The following is a 14,900-nucleotide window of genomic DNA, read 5'->3' as shown; positions in this document are numbered from 1 at the left end:
ATGTACCGGTAAAAACCCCGCGCAGCAGCTAAGGGACACAGCGCACCGACGCGCTCCCAAACCAACACCAAGGAGTACAGCAATGCAGGATTTGGGCACCATCACCCCCAGCCTCGAAGAATTCCGCGCCCGCGCAGCCGGCACCCGCGTCATTCCCGTACACATCAAAATCCTCGCCGACTCACTCACCCCCATCGGCATCTACCGATCCCTCGTACTCCAAAACGACCAGGGCGAACCCGTCGATGCAGCCCACGGCACCTTCCTGCTCGAATCCGCCAAAATCTCCGCAGAAGGCGAATCCGCAGCCTGGGACCGCTACTCCTTCATCGGCGCGTCCTCCCGCTCCACCCTCACCACCGTTGACGGCGCAGTCCACTGGCAGGGCCGCACCCCCGCCGGCGCACCCGTCGACGGCGACCCCGTAGAAGCCATCGCAAAGACCCTGCAGATGCTCTACACCGAACCCGACCCGACCCTGCCGCCGCTCACCTCCGGCCTGGTTGGCTACCTCGGCTGGGACGTCGTGCGCCACTGGGAGCACCTGCCGTTCCCGCCCGCCGATGACGTGAACCTGCCCGAATTCGCGCTCAACATGGTCTCCGACATGGCAATTCACGACAACAAGGACGGCACCGTCCTGCTCGTCGCCAACGCCATCAACTTCAACGGCACCAGCGAAAACGTTGACGGCGCCTACGAGGATGCCGTCGCGCGCCTGCACAGCATGCTCCGCCGCCTACAGCGCGGCGCCACCGCAACCACCTCCACTCTCTCCGGCGTGGCAGACGTTGACCGTAAGGTCCGCGAAGACGTCACCCTCACCTGGAGCGAACAGGGCTTCAAGGACGCCATCGACCGCTCCAAGAAGAACATCATCGACGGCGACGTCTTCCAGATCGTGCTCTCACGCCGATTCGAAGCCGAAACCAACGCCAAGGCACTCGACGTGTACCGTGTACTGCGCCAGTCCAACCCCTCGCCGTACATGTACCTCTTCAACTTTGAAGACAGCAACGGCACCCCCTTCCACATCGTCGGCTCCTCCCCGGAGGCGCTCGTCACCCTCAAGGACGGCATCGCCAGCACCCACCCCATCGCCGGTTCCCGCCCGCGCGGCGCAACCCGCGAAGAAGACCTCGCACTCGCCGAGGAACTGCTCGCCGACCAGAAGGAACGCTCCGAACACCTCATGCTCGTCGACCTGGCACGCAACGACCTCTCACGCATCGCCAAGCCCGGCACCGTGTCCGTCGACCAGTTCATGATCATTGAGCGATTCAGCCACATCATGCACATTTCCTCCGCCGTCAGCGCCGAACTCGACCCGCAGTTCAGCGCCTACGACGTGCTGCGCGTCGCCTTCCCGGCAGGCACCCTCTCCGGTGCCCCCAAGCCGCGCGCCATGCAGCTCATCGACGAATACGAACCCACCCGCCGCGGCGTCTACGGCGGCGTATGTGGCTACTTCGACTTCGCCGGCAACATGGACATGGCAATCGCCATCCGCACCGCCGTACTCAAGGAAGGCACCGCCTACGTACAGGCAGGTGCGGGCCTCGTCATGGACTCCAACCCGGACTCCGAAACCCTCGAAACCGTCAACAAGTCCGCCGCCCCGCTGCGCGCCGTGCTGACCGCCTCCGGCCTGGCACCGCTGGACGCAGACGCAGCCGTCAACTCCACCAAGTAACCCAAGGAGACACCATGAGCACCGTTCTCGACGAGATCATCGTCGGCGTCCGCGAAGACCTCGCCGCCCGTGTACAGCAGGTTCCCCTCGAAGAAATGAAGAAGCGCGCCCTCGCAGCCGCACCCGCCCGCGACGCGCTCGCCTCCCTACGCGGTGAAGTACCCGGCGGCGGCAACGGCACGACGGCACGCATTATCTCCGAGGTGAAGCGTTCCTCACCCTCCAAGGGTGCGCTCGGCGAAATCCCCGACCCCGCCGCGCTCGCCGCACGCTATGAGGCGGGTGGCGCCGCAGCGATCTCCGTGCTCACCGAACAGCGCCGCTTCAACGGCTCCCTCGCCGACCTCGACGCAGTCCGCGCCGCCGTGAACATCCCCGTGCTCCGCAAGGACTTCACTGTCGACGAATACCAGATCTGGGAGGCACGCGCACACGGCGCCGACCTGGTGCTACTGATTGTGGCGGCCCTCGACGAGCAGACCCTGCGCGAGTTCCTCGAACTCACCGAATCGCTCGGCATGAACGCCCTCGTCGAAACCCACACCCCCGAAGAAATCGAGGTCGCCCAGCGCATCGGCGCGAAAATCGTCGGCATTAACGTGCGTAACCTCAAGACCCTCGAAGTCAACAACGAGCACTACGCATCCCTCGCAGCGCACCTGCCCAACTCCGTCATTAAGGTTGCTGAGTCCGGTGTCGCCAGCATCGAGGACGTGCGTGCCTACGCCGGCGCCGGTGCCGATGCCGTACTCATCGGTGAAGCACTGGTACGCTCCGGCGACCCCGAAGGTACCGTGCGTGAATTCTCCAAGGTGCCTGTGACCCGATAAAGGTTTTCTCTGGTTGTGAAGCCGGTGTCTGCTCCCTCGCAGGCACCGGCTTTTCTGTGGTCTTTTAACAAGCCACCAGGTGCCCTGTGACGTAAATCTATGAGTAGATTACAGGTGGAGAGTTTGTTATACGTGCCTGGTGGGTTAGTGGCTGATATTCTATGGGGGACATTTCACTAAAGTGCAGTGCATACCCCCCCCGGTCCGTGACCCATGACATACTCTAAAAAGTCTGGGAGTAGCGCCGAAACACACCAACTATTTCACTCATTCATACATACGGAACACCATGGCTGAACATCATGGACGGGTCGTGCCGTCCTTCAACTTACGTAACTTTTTTTATGGCTTCCTCACCGGTCCTGTACCGACTCTAGAAGCACTCCGAACCTCCACAAAGAGTGGAAGCGGAGACTCTCCCTCCTCTGGAGCCGACGCCAACCGACCTGAGCTACTGCCCGCTCGCCGAACATGGATTCCAGCCCTTATCATCTGGGCTGTCGCATGTATCCTCCACCTGGGTATGTTCTCTATCGCTCTTGAACAGCACAGGACCCACCCGCTCATTGACTTCGGTCAGCACAATGACCTCCTTGGGTTCCTGAACAGGTGGGACGCCCTGTTCTACGAACGCATTTATACCGAATGGTATCCTCAGAACCTGCCGCTCCGCGCTGACGGGTCTGTGGATTACAATGCTTGGGCTTTCATGCCGTTGCAATCCCTTATTGCCGGTGGAATCGCCAATACGTTCGGTATTGAGTATCGCGTCGCAACACTTGCACTGACCCTCGCAGCGGGCTTCGCTTTGGCTTACGTACTGTATCGCCTATTCATCGGCTGCCTGAACTGGCGTGACCGCGGCGTCTTCGACACTCGTGCGTTCGTAGGGGATGAATCCCGCAATCGCTTGGCGCTATGGGCTGTTGCCGTGTATGCATTCAGCATGGCCAGCCCCGTGTTCATTACCGGTTATGCTGAGGCACTGTCTATCCTGCTCATTGCTTTGAGCGTGTGGTGTGTGCTCCGGGGACGGTATGTATTGCTTCTGCCTGTGGCGCTTCTAGCGGCTCTTTCCCGCCCTGTGGGCGTGCCCCTCGGAGCCTTTGTTGGTTTGTGGTGGCTGTGGTGTACGGTGAACGACTACCGTCGCCGTCGTATCGAGGATGCATCGCACTCTGCGCTATCGGATGCGTGGGCTGCCTTCCGCGGACGCTTTGGACAGCTCCTCAGCGCTCTGCTCGTCTGTTCCTTCGCGTTCGTACACCCCCTGCATGCCGCCCTATACACGGGTCGTATAGACGCCTACTTCGCAACAGAACTGGGCTGGTCTAAGCGTAAACCCAGTGAAGGACACCAATACATTATCCAGTGGATCAACCAGCATTATCACTACTTCGGCGGAATGATTCCTAAGATTGTTGTGGCAATCTTATTTGTGGTAGCAATGATGGGCTTCTACTACTGGATTTCCCGCAAATTCAGCCGCACCCTCATCCACCCCGCCCTCTGGCTGTGGACCGCTTGCTACATGGGATACCTCTTCGTCTTCTGGCTCCCGATTTCTTCTACGAATCGTATTCTGTTGCCACTGTTCCCTCTGGCGTTGCTGGTAGCGGCATATTTGCCGAAGAGCCGATGGTACCGCCCCTCGCTAGTGGCATTTGGGATTCTGATTTCTATTCCTTGGGTCCTACTACTCTGGGGAGACCCCGCGATGATAGGCAATATTGTGCTCGTCCCCTAAATATCAAATGGTAAAAAGCCGGTGTCCGGTTCCTGTCACGCAACAGGAACCGGACACCGGCTTTTTACCTATTAGAGAGCTTTTAGCGGCCCGTATAGTCCGCGTCCGCAATATCCTTCGGCCAGCGCGCCTTCCGGAACGGCGCCCACGTAAACGCCGCCGCCACCAGCAACAAACCACTCATAATGAACGCCGGAACAAAGCCCCACGCATCCGCAATCAAACCAGCCACCAGCGGGCCCAAAATCATACCGAAATCGCTACACATCTGATACACCGCCAACACCTGGCCGCCACTGCGGCGAGTACCAATCACATCAGACACCGCAGCCTGAATCGACGGGCCCATAAACGCCGCACCAATACCCAGACACGCCGTCAACGACACAAACACCCACGCCACCGGCGCGAAACCCATAAACGTCACCGCAGAACCCGCCAACAGCAGACCCGAAAACGCCATCACACGGCGACCAAAACGATCCGAAAAACGACCCGAGAACGTCTGCGTCAACGCATTACCAAACGAGTTCGTCGCCATCGCCAACGAAGCCAACAGGGTACCCGCCACCGAATTCGACATGTCGCCGCCCGTCGCCAAATACGCCGCCGCCAACGGAATAATCGACGACTGCACACCAAACACCGACCAGCCAATCGCCCAATTCGACACCAGCGCAGAACGGTAATTCGAGAACTTCAACGCGTCACGAACCGTCATCGCCGGCAGGTCGCTCTTACCCGCAGCGCCGCCGGATGCAGCAGGCTTAGCCGCCTTGCCGGATGCGCCAGCCTGAGTGTCAGCAGGGGAAGGCGCCGCCGACGGCAGCACCCCGGTACCCTTACCCTCAGCCAGCGCCGCCGCCTCCATAATCGCGTCACGCTCCGCCTCCAGCGCCGCCTGCGACGGCATCAAAAACCACACAATCAGGCCCGCCGCCAGCAACGAAAAACCATACACAATGAACGGTGCACGCATACCAAAGGGCGCCAGGGCGCTCGCAATCACCGGGCCCAGCAGGTTACCCAGCAGGAACGCCGTTGCATAATAGCCCGAAATACGGCCACGCATATGCGCCGGGGACAAGCGCACCAGCAGACCCATCGCAGAGACCGTGAACATGACCGAGCCGATACCCGCCACCGCACGCGAACCCAGCAGAACCCAATAATCCCAGGCAAACGCAATCATGAACGACGTCACCGACACAATCAGCATGCCAATCGTGTACACCGGACGCTCACCCCACCGGGTAATCATCTGACCCGCCGACGGCGCAAAAATCAGGCGCGTAATCGCCAACGCAGAAACCACCATCGTCGCCATCGTGACCGTCGCATTAAAGTTCTGGGCATAGTTCGGCAGCACCGGCGCCACCAAACCAAAACCCACCGCAATCATGAACGAGGCAGCAATCAGAACCTTCAAGCCGGTCGGCACACGGTTCGGGTCAATCGTGCGCGGGTCAAAAACAGGCGGTGTTTTGGCAGGGTTCCTCATGTTCATCCTCGAAATCGTGCGGTGCCGTGCGGCAGCTGCGGGCCCCACCCGCAACTGTCAACCATGTGTTCGGCTAAAAAACTTAACAGTGTCCAGTCTACTCCGCCGACAGCCGGGCATGCGCGTCACCTCGACCAGCCAAACCGCCCAAACCGGTAAGCTAGTAGTGTGAATGAAACGATGATGATGATTTGCGCGATTGTGCTGGGTGTACTGGTTATCGCCGGTATACTTTTCGCCGTTCTGCGCCGACCCAAGAAGACCGCGGACCTGCAGTCTTTGCGCCAGGAGGCGGCTAAGGCCTCCGGCGGTTCGGCGGAAGAACCCGAAAGCTCGGCACCTCGCGCTATTGAACTTGATATGCCCGACCCGTCTGCGGGTCGCCTGGTGCGCCTGCGCGCCCGCCTGGCTCGTTCGAACAACATGCTCGGCAAGGGCCTGCTGGCTCTACTCTCCCGCGACCGCATCGACCAGGACGTCTGGGATGAGGTTGAGGAAACTCTGCTGCTCGCCGACCTCGGTTCCGAGCCGACCACCCGCCTGGTGGAGGCGCTGCAGCAGCGTGTGCGCGTTGAGGGTACGAGCAACCCCGCCGCCGTGAAGAAGATGCTCCGCGAAGAGCTCGTGAAGATTGTTCGCCCCGACATGGACCGCGAACTGAAGACCGCCGGCAGCGACGGCAACCCCGGCGTGGTGCTGGTCGTTGGCGTGAACGGCGTTGGTAAGACCACCACGGTCGGTAAGATTGCCCGCGTGATGGTTGCTGACGGTCAGACCCTGCTCCTGGGTGCCGCGGATACGTTCCGTGCCGCTGCGTCTGAGCAGCTGACCACCTGGGGTGACCGCGTGGGCGTGAAGACCGTGCGTTCCGAGAAGGAAGGCGCCGACCCCGCATCCGTCGCGTTTGACGCCGTGAAGGCTGGCAAGGAGCAGGGCGTCGACACCGTGCTCGTGGACACCGCGGGCCGCCTGCAGAACAAGTCCGGTCTGATGGATCAGCTCGGCAAGATTAAGCGCGTTATCGAGAAGGAAGCGCCGGTCACCGAGGTTCTGCTCGTGATTGACGCGACCACCGGCCAGAACGGTATGGTTCAGGCGAAGGTCTTCGGCGATATCGTGGACGTCACCGGTATCGTGCTGACCAAGCTCGACGGCACCGCAAAGGGCGGCATCGTGGTCGCTATCCAGGAGGAGCTCGGCGTTCCCGTCAAGCTCATCGGTCTGGGTGAAGGCCCGGATGACCTGGCACCGTTCGACCCGGAAGCATTCGTGGACGCGCTGCTGGACTAGCTTCCTTTTCCCTCTGCGCCGAGAAGCCACATGTGTTTCGAGAAGCCACCAAAGACGTGGCTTTTCGAAACACATGTGGCTTTTCGCGGTTAAGTTTGGGGCACTCCAGCAGCACGCAGCACCTGCAAGGCCCGCCTCGGACGGTAAATAGCATCCTTAGCAGAAACACGGACGACAGCATACCCCGCGTGGAGTAGCCGATCCTGTCGATTCTTCTCCCGAACCAGGTCCTCTTTGGCGTTGTATTTGATGTTTCCATCTACCTCCAGAATGACGGGCCTGCCGTGGAGGCTAGTGGCATGTAGCAGAAAGTCCACTCGATAGGCATGACCTTCGCAGATGATGGTTTCTTGCTGCTTGTATCGGATTCCCTGGTCATCGAGAAGTAACCGCATGCAGGTTTCAGCAACGGATTCTGAGTGTGGGCTGAGTTCATGTCCGACGAGGCGGGCGGTTCGGCACCCGCGGCCAGATGCAGATGAGAGCTCTTTCTTGAGCTCCCCGTAGGTGAGCATATCCGGTTCCCGCGCGAAGCGCTGAAGGGCGCTTTCGGCCAGAACGAGCCCTTCGCGAAAGGGGAGCGTTTTCACGCAGGTGGTGATAGCTGTTAGTGGTGTGACGGTGGGGATCCCTTCGGGCGTGTACACGATGGGGCTGTCCGCGGTGAGTGTGTCTTGGATGCGCTGGATGTTTTCTCTGCGGCCGCCTCCGGTTCCTCGTACTTGAACGTGACGTGGTGGGCTGAGGGAGGAGATACCCCAGGCGATGGCGGCGCTTTGAGCGGCGAGGATGTTGGCGGGGTATTCGTTGAGGTGGGCGAGGATGCACACGTAGTGCTGGTCGTTGGGGTGTAGGTTGTTCCAGGTTTGGGTGGGGAGAAGGTGCCCTTTTGAGATGCGGGTGAGTTCGCCGCGGTTGAGGGCGTGGCTCAGGGTGATTCGTGTGTGGGTGGCTGAGGTGATGAGTTCGGTGCGGGTGCTTATCATCGTTGATAGTTCTTCTCTAGTAATCATGCTTTAATTGCATCAAATGAGAGTATTTGTGTTCAAGTGTTACGTTGAGTTATTACGCCGAAAAGCCACATGTGTTTCGAAAAGCCACGTTTTTGGTGGCTTTTCGAAACACATGTGGCTTCTCGACGAGAGGGGTGTGGATAAGTTGAGTGAATACGGCTCGGTACCTTACCTACCGGATGCTACTTGTTGAACTGTGAAACAATCAGCTCAGCAAGCGCGGGCTGGCATGCTACCAGGCTCACAACAGCAAGGAAGAAGCTCATGCTTGCCTCCTGAACAGAAGGGCGAATGAGATTGCCGCGATAGAGTGCGTTCAGAGCCTTAACCGAGTACTTGAAGCACTGGAGCAAAGCCGCAGCCATGAAGACGACAGTAAGCAGGTTGAGCATGATCAGGGTGAAGCCTGCAGCACCGTATGACGCAGTAACTGCCTCAATGAAACGCATAGCCATACCACCCTGAGGGTGAGACTCGTAGTGTCCGCTGATGGTGGTGTAGATGGTCGCCATGTTGTACTTACCCGCCCCGATAAGAGTGAACCAAGTGCCACCAACAATCGCCAGCAGGGAAGCAGGGTAGAGCACATTCAGAATGGCGTGTGCAGAGGAGCTAGTGCTCTTGGCATTAAGCAGCTTTACCTGCCAACCGATGAGTGCGAGACAGGTAACCCAGTAGGCTACGAGGGTCCAGCTGATAGTGGGCCAGCTGATGAGGAACGCGCCCATGATAAGGAGGCCGCCACCAAAAGCAATCGCGATATTGCCCCAGGTATCGTCATCGCTTTCCTGACCCTTCTTGGAAGGTGCATGGTTGTGCGTGTGCTGGCTGTTGTCGATGGTGGTGCGGTTACCGTCGCCGCTAATGGCTGCGGAGCCGTTGCCTACCTGCTGGTGGGTGTTGTGCACGCGATTGCCATTACCGTTGATGGTGCCGACGCTGAGCTTCTGCGTGGTGCCCCCGGTGCTGGTGCCTGCCTCAGCCTTCTTGGCTTCTGCGCGGGCTGCCCGGGTCTTGAACAAGGCGGTGAAGAGCCCCGCGATTGCGGTGAGCAGGGGGATGACGATCGGTGCGAGCTTGTTGATAAACTCCATGAGTTTTTCTCCTATTGGGAGGAATCTGCCCCGGCCCGTGCGGGCCTGCACCGGGGCAGATGGGTTGGTGGCCGTGCAGTGACCTTGTATCTCCACGATAGGGTTAGGGTTTAGGGCTGCTGAGATTTTTTGGTTTACCCCGGGGTAAGCGAAAATTTGTCGGGCTGGGTGCGGGGTTGGGGGAATATATTCTTTGAATTCCTGCGGGCGGACGCTTACTAGCTGCCTCCAGAAGCCACATGTGTTTCGAAAAGCCACCAAACATGTTGCTTTTCGAAACACATGTGGCTTTTCGCGGTTAATGGGTGGTGAATGACGACGGGCAGCACACGATGCGGGGCTCTGGGATATTCTGAATTTAGAAGATGCGTAGAAAGAAGGCGCCCCGACCCCTCAGACGGCACCCCGCATCGCACACCATACAACCCAATTCACCCCGAACCTCAGTGAAGGAGCTACCATGGCAGCCACCCACCTCCCCGGAACTCTTCCCGACCCCAACTACCAGCCCACCTACCGTTCCAACGGCGCGGGCGACGACCTCGCCGCACTCGTTGCACCGTACAGCCTTTCGCGCGCCCAGCTCGCTGAGGCTACCGGCATTGCCGACGAGGCTACCGTGAGCAGCTGGGTTGCGCAGTGTTGCCCCGACCTCGCTACGGATGCGCCCGCGCCCCTCGAACCCGTGCTGCGCTACCTGGACGACACCTACCTTCCTGACCCCGCAAACTGGCCCGGCGACAACCCCTACGACGAGTTTGTCCTCGAGAACATTGCCGCACACACGCTCGCCCGCGTTGTTGCTGACACCTTCGGTGCTGACCGTTCGGGCAACTACCGTGAGCTTCTCGCGCTCATTGCGACCCTCGTGCTGATTGCCCGCTACTGGGATGCCCCCGAAGATGCTTTCCTGACCCTGCTCAACACCGAGCCCACCGCGGAAGCGGAAGAGTACCTGCAGGAGGCTATCGCGAACGCCCCCGAGTCCCTGCACCCCCTCCTGACCGAGCTTCTGCTACCCGCCCTGCGTGAGGCGCGCGGCACCTTCACCGCCGACGAAGCGCAGCTGCTCACCGGCTACGCGCTCGCCGCCGGATACTACGCGGGTGAGCACCCCTACGAGACCCTGAACAGCATCCACGTTGCGTTCGCCGCGGATGACCGCACCCTGCCCGATGCTGAGCTGATGAGCCGTGTTGAGGACGTCCTCAAGACTAACTTTTCCGCTGCTCGCGCGGAATCCGGCGCTGCTGACAAGAACCATGAGCCGCACCAGTTCACCCTGCCCGGCAACCAGGAAGGCTACGAAACCGCCGCGCACCTGATCGCAGCCCTGCCCCAGGCGCACGACGTTATCTCTTTCAGCACCCCTGAGGGTGATGACGCGGAGGCGCCCGCCGCCGACTGCCGCGCCGCCTTCACCCTATACCTGTGCTACCTGATGCTCGGTGATGACGAGTCCTTGGAGGAGCGCGCCGCTGAGCTGTACCGCACCAGCCGTGAGAACTAGCTAGACGCTGAAAAGCCACATGTGTTTCGAAAAGCCACGTTATTAGTGGCTTCTCGAAACACATGTGGCTTCTCGGGGTTAATGGTGGTGGGTGTGGTGTGGTGGGATTATTCTCAACGGTGACTGTGCACGGCGAATTTACACAGCTACGGGCTGTTCCGCGCGAATCGCGCTGTAGGTCGCGTCGCTGACGGTCACGCCGTACTGATTGGAGGTGAGGCGCAGGATCTCCTCGACGGTGTAGATGCGGAATACGCCGCCTCCGGTTGCCTTAGCGTATTCACGCAGCAGCTGACGGTTCGCGAGCTGGTGTACGGGTTCGCCGCCCGATGCGGCGCGTACCTGCTGACCGTTGCGTAGCCAGGTGTCGCGCACACCACCGGTGACGAAGACGCAGTCGGTGCCCTTCACGCGGGTGGTGGCTTCGGTAACGCACTGGTTCCAGAGCGCGAAGTCGGCGTCAAAGCTGGCATTAGCGAGCAGCGGGTGTCCCTGCTCGAGCGCTTCACGGCACTGCTGTTCGTGGCGTTCGGGGCTGGGTGCTGCGCCTACGTGTCCGGTGAAGATGCGGTTCAGTCGCGGCAGGATCGTGTCATCTTCGCGGCGTGCCATGTTGATGGATCCGGTGTCGGTGGTGGGTTCGAGGATCCGCATGATCTGTGCGATGGAGTGGTCCAGCTGGTGCGTGACGGAACGCAGCGCACTCCAGGGGGAGTTGCGTTCTTCGGGCAGGGTTTCTTTGAAGGATGCGAGCGCTGAGCGGACGCGGTCTGCAGCGGCGGGTACGGGGGAGGCGCCGTCGAGTGCTGCCCAGAATTCTTTGAGTGCCTGGTGGGGGAGGAAGGCGTGTCCGCGTAGCTGTGAGTAGGCGCGGAGGATTTCGTCGCTAATGTGGGTTGGGTAGTTGTAGAGGCTTGCAAGCGCGGTGGAGTCGAAGGCGATGAGAATTCCGGGGTGAATGGAAGTCAGCGGGGCGCGATCGAGTTCCTTGTACTCGACGAAGTCTGAGTACAGGGTGCGTGCTTGACGGGTGATTGACATGAATCCCCTCCGGGTATCGAGTATGGTCGGTCAAATGCGAGTGCCGGAGAAGTCGAGGAGAATAATCCATTCCAGTGTATCGGCCTTCTTTGGCAGGTGATGGAGTTTCGGTATAAATATTTTGTTTATTACGTTTGTATCTAACCCGACGACGCGTTATTGCATGTCAGAGTCATTTTCGGGTCTATGTTTTAGGTGTGAATTTCGCCGCGTGACCTCTGCGTTGTGCGGGTTTTTCTTTGTGGTCATGAGCAGTATAGAACAAAAACATGCATTAAGATGCAAAATCTGCGTGGTGGCTCAAAAATGACGAAAGAAAACTCCTCCCACCTGCACATAGGATGCATATAACACACCCGGGACAAGGCGAGAAAGTAGATGAACATTTATTCCCTCCTGTAGACTTTAAGTGATTCAAATTTGATAAAGGAGAAGAGTAATGTCAGAGCTGACCACTCAAAATCAGGCGGAGGAGCAGGGCCCGGCCCGCACTGTCGTCGTAGCAGAAGACGAGGCACTGATTCGCCTCGACATCGTTGAAATTCTGAAGGACCAGGGTTTCGATGTTGTTGCAGAAACCGATAACGGCAAGACCGCCGTCGAGCTAGCGCAGAAGCACCGCCCCGACCTCGTCCTCATGGACGTGAAGATGCCGATCATGGACGGCATCACCGCAGCTGAAGAAATCGCGAAGGAGCAGATTGCTCCCGTCGTTCTGCTGACCGCTTTCAGCCAGAAGGAACTCGTTGACCGTGCCGTTGAGGCAGGCGCTATGGCGTACGTCGTCAAGCCGTTCTCCCCGAACGACCTGGTTCCCGCAATCGAGGTGGCAATCAGCCGCTACGAGCAGATTCGCGCTCTCGAGAAGGAAGTTGGTACCATCCGCGACCAGTTCGAGACCCGCAAGCTGGTTGACCGCGCAAAGTCGCTGCTCATCACCAAGATGAACCTGACTGAGCCGGAAGCCTTCCGATGGATTCAGAAGACCTCCATGGACCGTCGCCTGTCCATGCGCGAAGTCTCCGACACCATCATCAAGCAGCTCTCCTAAATACGAGACGTACACAGTACAGATCGGTACAGGTACGAACGCACGCTACGGCGAAGACTAGGAATCGCCGCTGAGCACACACGGCTGGTGCATTGATGAACCAGCGCCTTATTCATGACACACAAACGCCCCACCCCTCACGATGAAGCTGAGGGACGGGGCGTTCGTGTTTAACGGTTCTCGTGTTTAACAGTTCCCGGGTGTGCGTTGTAAACCGGTCGCTTAGCGCGGGCGGGAACCCAATGCTACACGGAACTTAACGCAGGTAGCGGTTCAAATCGTCTTCGTCATTGTTCGGGCCGCTGATGGGGCGGTCCGTGGGGGAGCCAGCCCAGAGCATGCCGCCGGTACCGAGCATTACGCCCAGCCACCAGAAGCTGCCGGGGTTGTTGATGGCGGTCACCAGGCACACCAGCATCACGCCGATTGCGATGGGCAGGACAATGCGCTTGGCGCGCACAATCTTCGGGTAACGCTTGAAATAGGGGGTGCGCTCGCGGGCCATGGTGCTCCTTCTTGGTCGTACCTTCTGGTGGGGTGTTGGCGGGGTGCCGTGTACCCCGTGCTTCTACGATTTTAGGCTACTTGCTGAAGTTGTAGGACGTTAGGCGGTGGGAGTTTATGCAGTGGGGCGGGGAATCAGCATGTTGGTGATGCGTGCGGTGCAGGTGGTGCGGCCGCGCTCATCCACAATGTCGATGGAGTGGATGCACAGGGTGCGTCCGAGCTTGATGGCGGTGCAGGTTGCGGTAACCACGCCGGAGACTGCCGGGCGCACGTGGGTTGCGTTGATGTCCACGCCGACTGCTACGAGGTTTTCGCCGCCGTGCACGCCCGCGGAGAGCGATCCGAGGGTCTCTGCAAGGACCACGTTGGCGCCGCCGTGCAGCAGGCCGATGGGCTGGGTGTTACCGGCGACGGGCATGGTCGCGACGGTGCGTTCTGCGGTGAGTTCCTGGAACTTAATGCCCATGGCGGGGATGAGCTCGCCCAGGCCGCGGGGGAAGTAGGGGTGCAGGTGTTCGGGGATGCCGCTTTCGGTCAGCTGTGCCTTGATTTCTTCTGCGGTGAGGGTGGTGGGTGCTGCCGCGCGGACGGGTGCGTGGTGTGTGTTGTTTTCAGTCATGACTTCCAGTGTACTCCTCGGTTTTTGTTGCTTTAGGCGGGATAGCTTTTCGCGAGTGCTTCCGGGTACGGGTCAGCCCCGCCTCCTGAACTGAACTGCGCCCCGAAACTTGGACGCATTAAATACTAGCCGTTACGCGGCTTCCCTCAGGGCCTGAACCCGGTACTCTACCGGGGTCAGGCCCTTAAGCTTTACCTGACGCCTTACCGTATTCCAATGCGTAATATAGGCGTCAAGGTCGGCTTTGAAACTCTCAAAGGTCTGCCAGTCCTGGCCACGAAAAAACTCGTCCTTCAGGTGTCCGAAAACTTGCTCGGTGGCGCCATTGTCGATGCAGTTGCCTTTGCGTGACATGCTCTGGATAAAACCATTATCAGCGAGCGTACTGATGTAGGTCTCGTGCTGATACTGCCACCCCATATCCGAGTGCAAAATCGGCTTAGCTCCCTCGGGTTTGGCCTCCATGAGTGCCTGAAGCATCTCTTGTTGCTGGACGAGGTTAGGGCACATCGAGATGGAGTGAGCGACAATCTCTTTACTGGCAAAGTCATAAACCGGAGCAAGATACGCCTTACCAAAGGAAAGCTTAAACTCGGTAACATCGGTACCCAACTTCTGCCAAGGACCATCGGCCGTGAAGTCGCGACCGATGATATTGGCGAAACTTTGCCCCACCTCCCCCTTGTAGGAGTTGTACCTGTGGTAGGCCCTCTCACGGCGTATACCGCAGCGCAGCCCCATCTGGCGCATCATCTTCAAGACTGTCTTATCGGCGATGCGTTCCCCTTCCTCAGCGCGCAGGCACATAGCTACCTGCCTGTGACCGCACCCGTTGGGGGTTCGTGAAAAGATCTGTGCGACCTTGGGACGTAGCTGCACTCTGGTTGGCTGTTGGGGGTGAGCCAGTGCGTAGTAGTAGCTCGACCTGGCAAGGCCAGCAGCTTCGAGGAGATCACGCACCGCGTGTCCCTGCCCTGAAAGCTCAGCGACCACTAGGGCTTTGT

The 14,900-nt window shown here is 59.4% G+C and carries 13 protein-coding genes; 6 read left to right on the top strand and 7 right to left on the bottom strand.

Going from position 1 to position 14,900, the window contains the following annotated elements; genetic code table 11:
- The first annotated feature begins 82 nt into the window (after positions 1-82).
- From HMPREF2527_RS03790 to HMPREF2527_RS03780, 3 genes are all read left to right on the top strand, one after another.
- Positions 83-1,693, top strand: a complete 1,611-nt coding sequence (locus tag HMPREF2527_RS03790) for an anthranilate synthase component I (protein ID WP_070506474.1) — start codon at positions 83-85, stop codon at positions 1,691-1,693.
- A gap of 14 nt (positions 1,694-1,707) precedes the next feature.
- A complete protein-coding gene (gene trpC / locus HMPREF2527_RS03785) occupies positions 1,708-2,523 on the top strand; it encodes an indole-3-glycerol phosphate synthase TrpC (RefSeq protein WP_005507463.1) in 816 nt (271 codons plus the stop codon).
- A gap of 523 nt (positions 2,524-3,046) precedes the next feature.
- Entirely contained in the window at positions 3,047-4,270 is a 1,224-nt protein-coding gene (locus HMPREF2527_RS03780; RefSeq protein ID WP_141744443.1) for a hypothetical protein, read from the top strand.
- A gap of 82 nt (positions 4,271-4,352) precedes the next feature.
- Here the strand turns inward: HMPREF2527_RS03780 and HMPREF2527_RS03775 are convergent, their stop codons facing one another.
- Positions 4,353-5,771, bottom strand: a complete 1,419-nt coding sequence (locus HMPREF2527_RS03775) for an MFS transporter (protein WP_070506470.1) — start codon at positions 5,769-5,771, stop codon at positions 4,353-4,355.
- Positions 5,772-5,951: 180 nt separating this feature from the next.
- On the opposite strand from HMPREF2527_RS03775, the gene ftsY reads away from it, so the two are divergent.
- Complete coding sequence (ftsY, locus tag HMPREF2527_RS03770; RefSeq protein WP_070506468.1) at positions 5,952-7,061, top strand: signal recognition particle-docking protein FtsY; 1,110 nt, start codon at positions 5,952-5,954, stop codon at positions 7,059-7,061.
- Positions 7,062-7,150: 89 nt separating this feature from the next.
- Here ftsY and HMPREF2527_RS03765 read toward each other — a convergent pair whose 3' ends face one another.
- Positions 7,151-8,047: a hypothetical protein gene (locus HMPREF2527_RS03765; protein WP_070506465.1), complete on the bottom strand. Its 897-nt coding sequence runs from the start codon at positions 8,045-8,047 to the stop codon at positions 7,151-7,153.
- Positions 8,048-8,256: 209 nt separating this feature from the next.
- Entirely contained in the window at positions 8,257-9,168 is a 912-nt protein-coding gene (locus tag HMPREF2527_RS03760; protein WP_070506463.1) for a hypothetical protein, read from the bottom strand.
- Between the two features lie 460 nt (positions 9,169-9,628).
- Between HMPREF2527_RS03760 and HMPREF2527_RS03755 the strand changes: the two genes are divergently transcribed.
- Positions 9,629-10,678: a glycosyltransferase gene (locus HMPREF2527_RS03755; RefSeq protein ID WP_070506461.1), complete on the top strand. Its 1,050-nt coding sequence runs from the start codon at positions 9,629-9,631 to the stop codon at positions 10,676-10,678.
- A gap of 138 nt (positions 10,679-10,816) precedes the next feature.
- Here the strand turns inward: HMPREF2527_RS03755 and HMPREF2527_RS03750 are convergent, their stop codons facing one another.
- Positions 10,817-11,719: a PIN-like domain-containing protein gene (locus HMPREF2527_RS03750; RefSeq protein WP_070506459.1), complete on the bottom strand. Its 903-nt coding sequence runs from the start codon at positions 11,717-11,719 to the stop codon at positions 10,817-10,819.
- Positions 11,720-12,158: 439 nt separating this feature from the next.
- Between HMPREF2527_RS03750 and HMPREF2527_RS03745 the strand changes: the two genes are divergently transcribed.
- Complete coding sequence (locus tag HMPREF2527_RS03745; RefSeq protein ID WP_005509159.1) at positions 12,159-12,770, top strand: ANTAR domain-containing response regulator; 612 nt, start codon at positions 12,159-12,161, stop codon at positions 12,768-12,770.
- 256 nt (positions 12,771-13,026) lie between these two features.
- On the opposite strand, the gene HMPREF2527_RS03740 is transcribed toward HMPREF2527_RS03745, so the two are convergent.
- From HMPREF2527_RS03740 to HMPREF2527_RS03730, 3 genes are all read right to left on the bottom strand, one after another.
- The gene (locus tag HMPREF2527_RS03740) at positions 13,027-13,275 is read right to left on the bottom strand and encodes a hypothetical protein (RefSeq protein ID WP_005506231.1); all 249 of its coding nucleotides are present in this window, start codon (positions 13,273-13,275) and stop codon (positions 13,027-13,029) included.
- A gap of 114 nt (positions 13,276-13,389) precedes the next feature.
- Positions 13,390-13,896, bottom strand: a complete 507-nt coding sequence (locus HMPREF2527_RS03735) for a PaaI family thioesterase (protein ID WP_070506457.1) — start codon at positions 13,894-13,896, stop codon at positions 13,390-13,392.
- A gap of 132 nt (positions 13,897-14,028) precedes the next feature.
- On the bottom strand, positions 14,029-14,900 hold an 872-nt coding region (locus HMPREF2527_RS03730), incomplete at its 5' end, for an IS3 family transposase (protein ID WP_210390363.1).

It is taken from the genome of Rothia sp. HMSC071B01, from assembly GCF_001808945.1.
GTDB lineage: Bacteria > Actinomycetota > Actinomycetes > Actinomycetales > Micrococcaceae > Rothia.
This window is presented reverse-complemented; position numbering and strand designations above follow the sequence as displayed.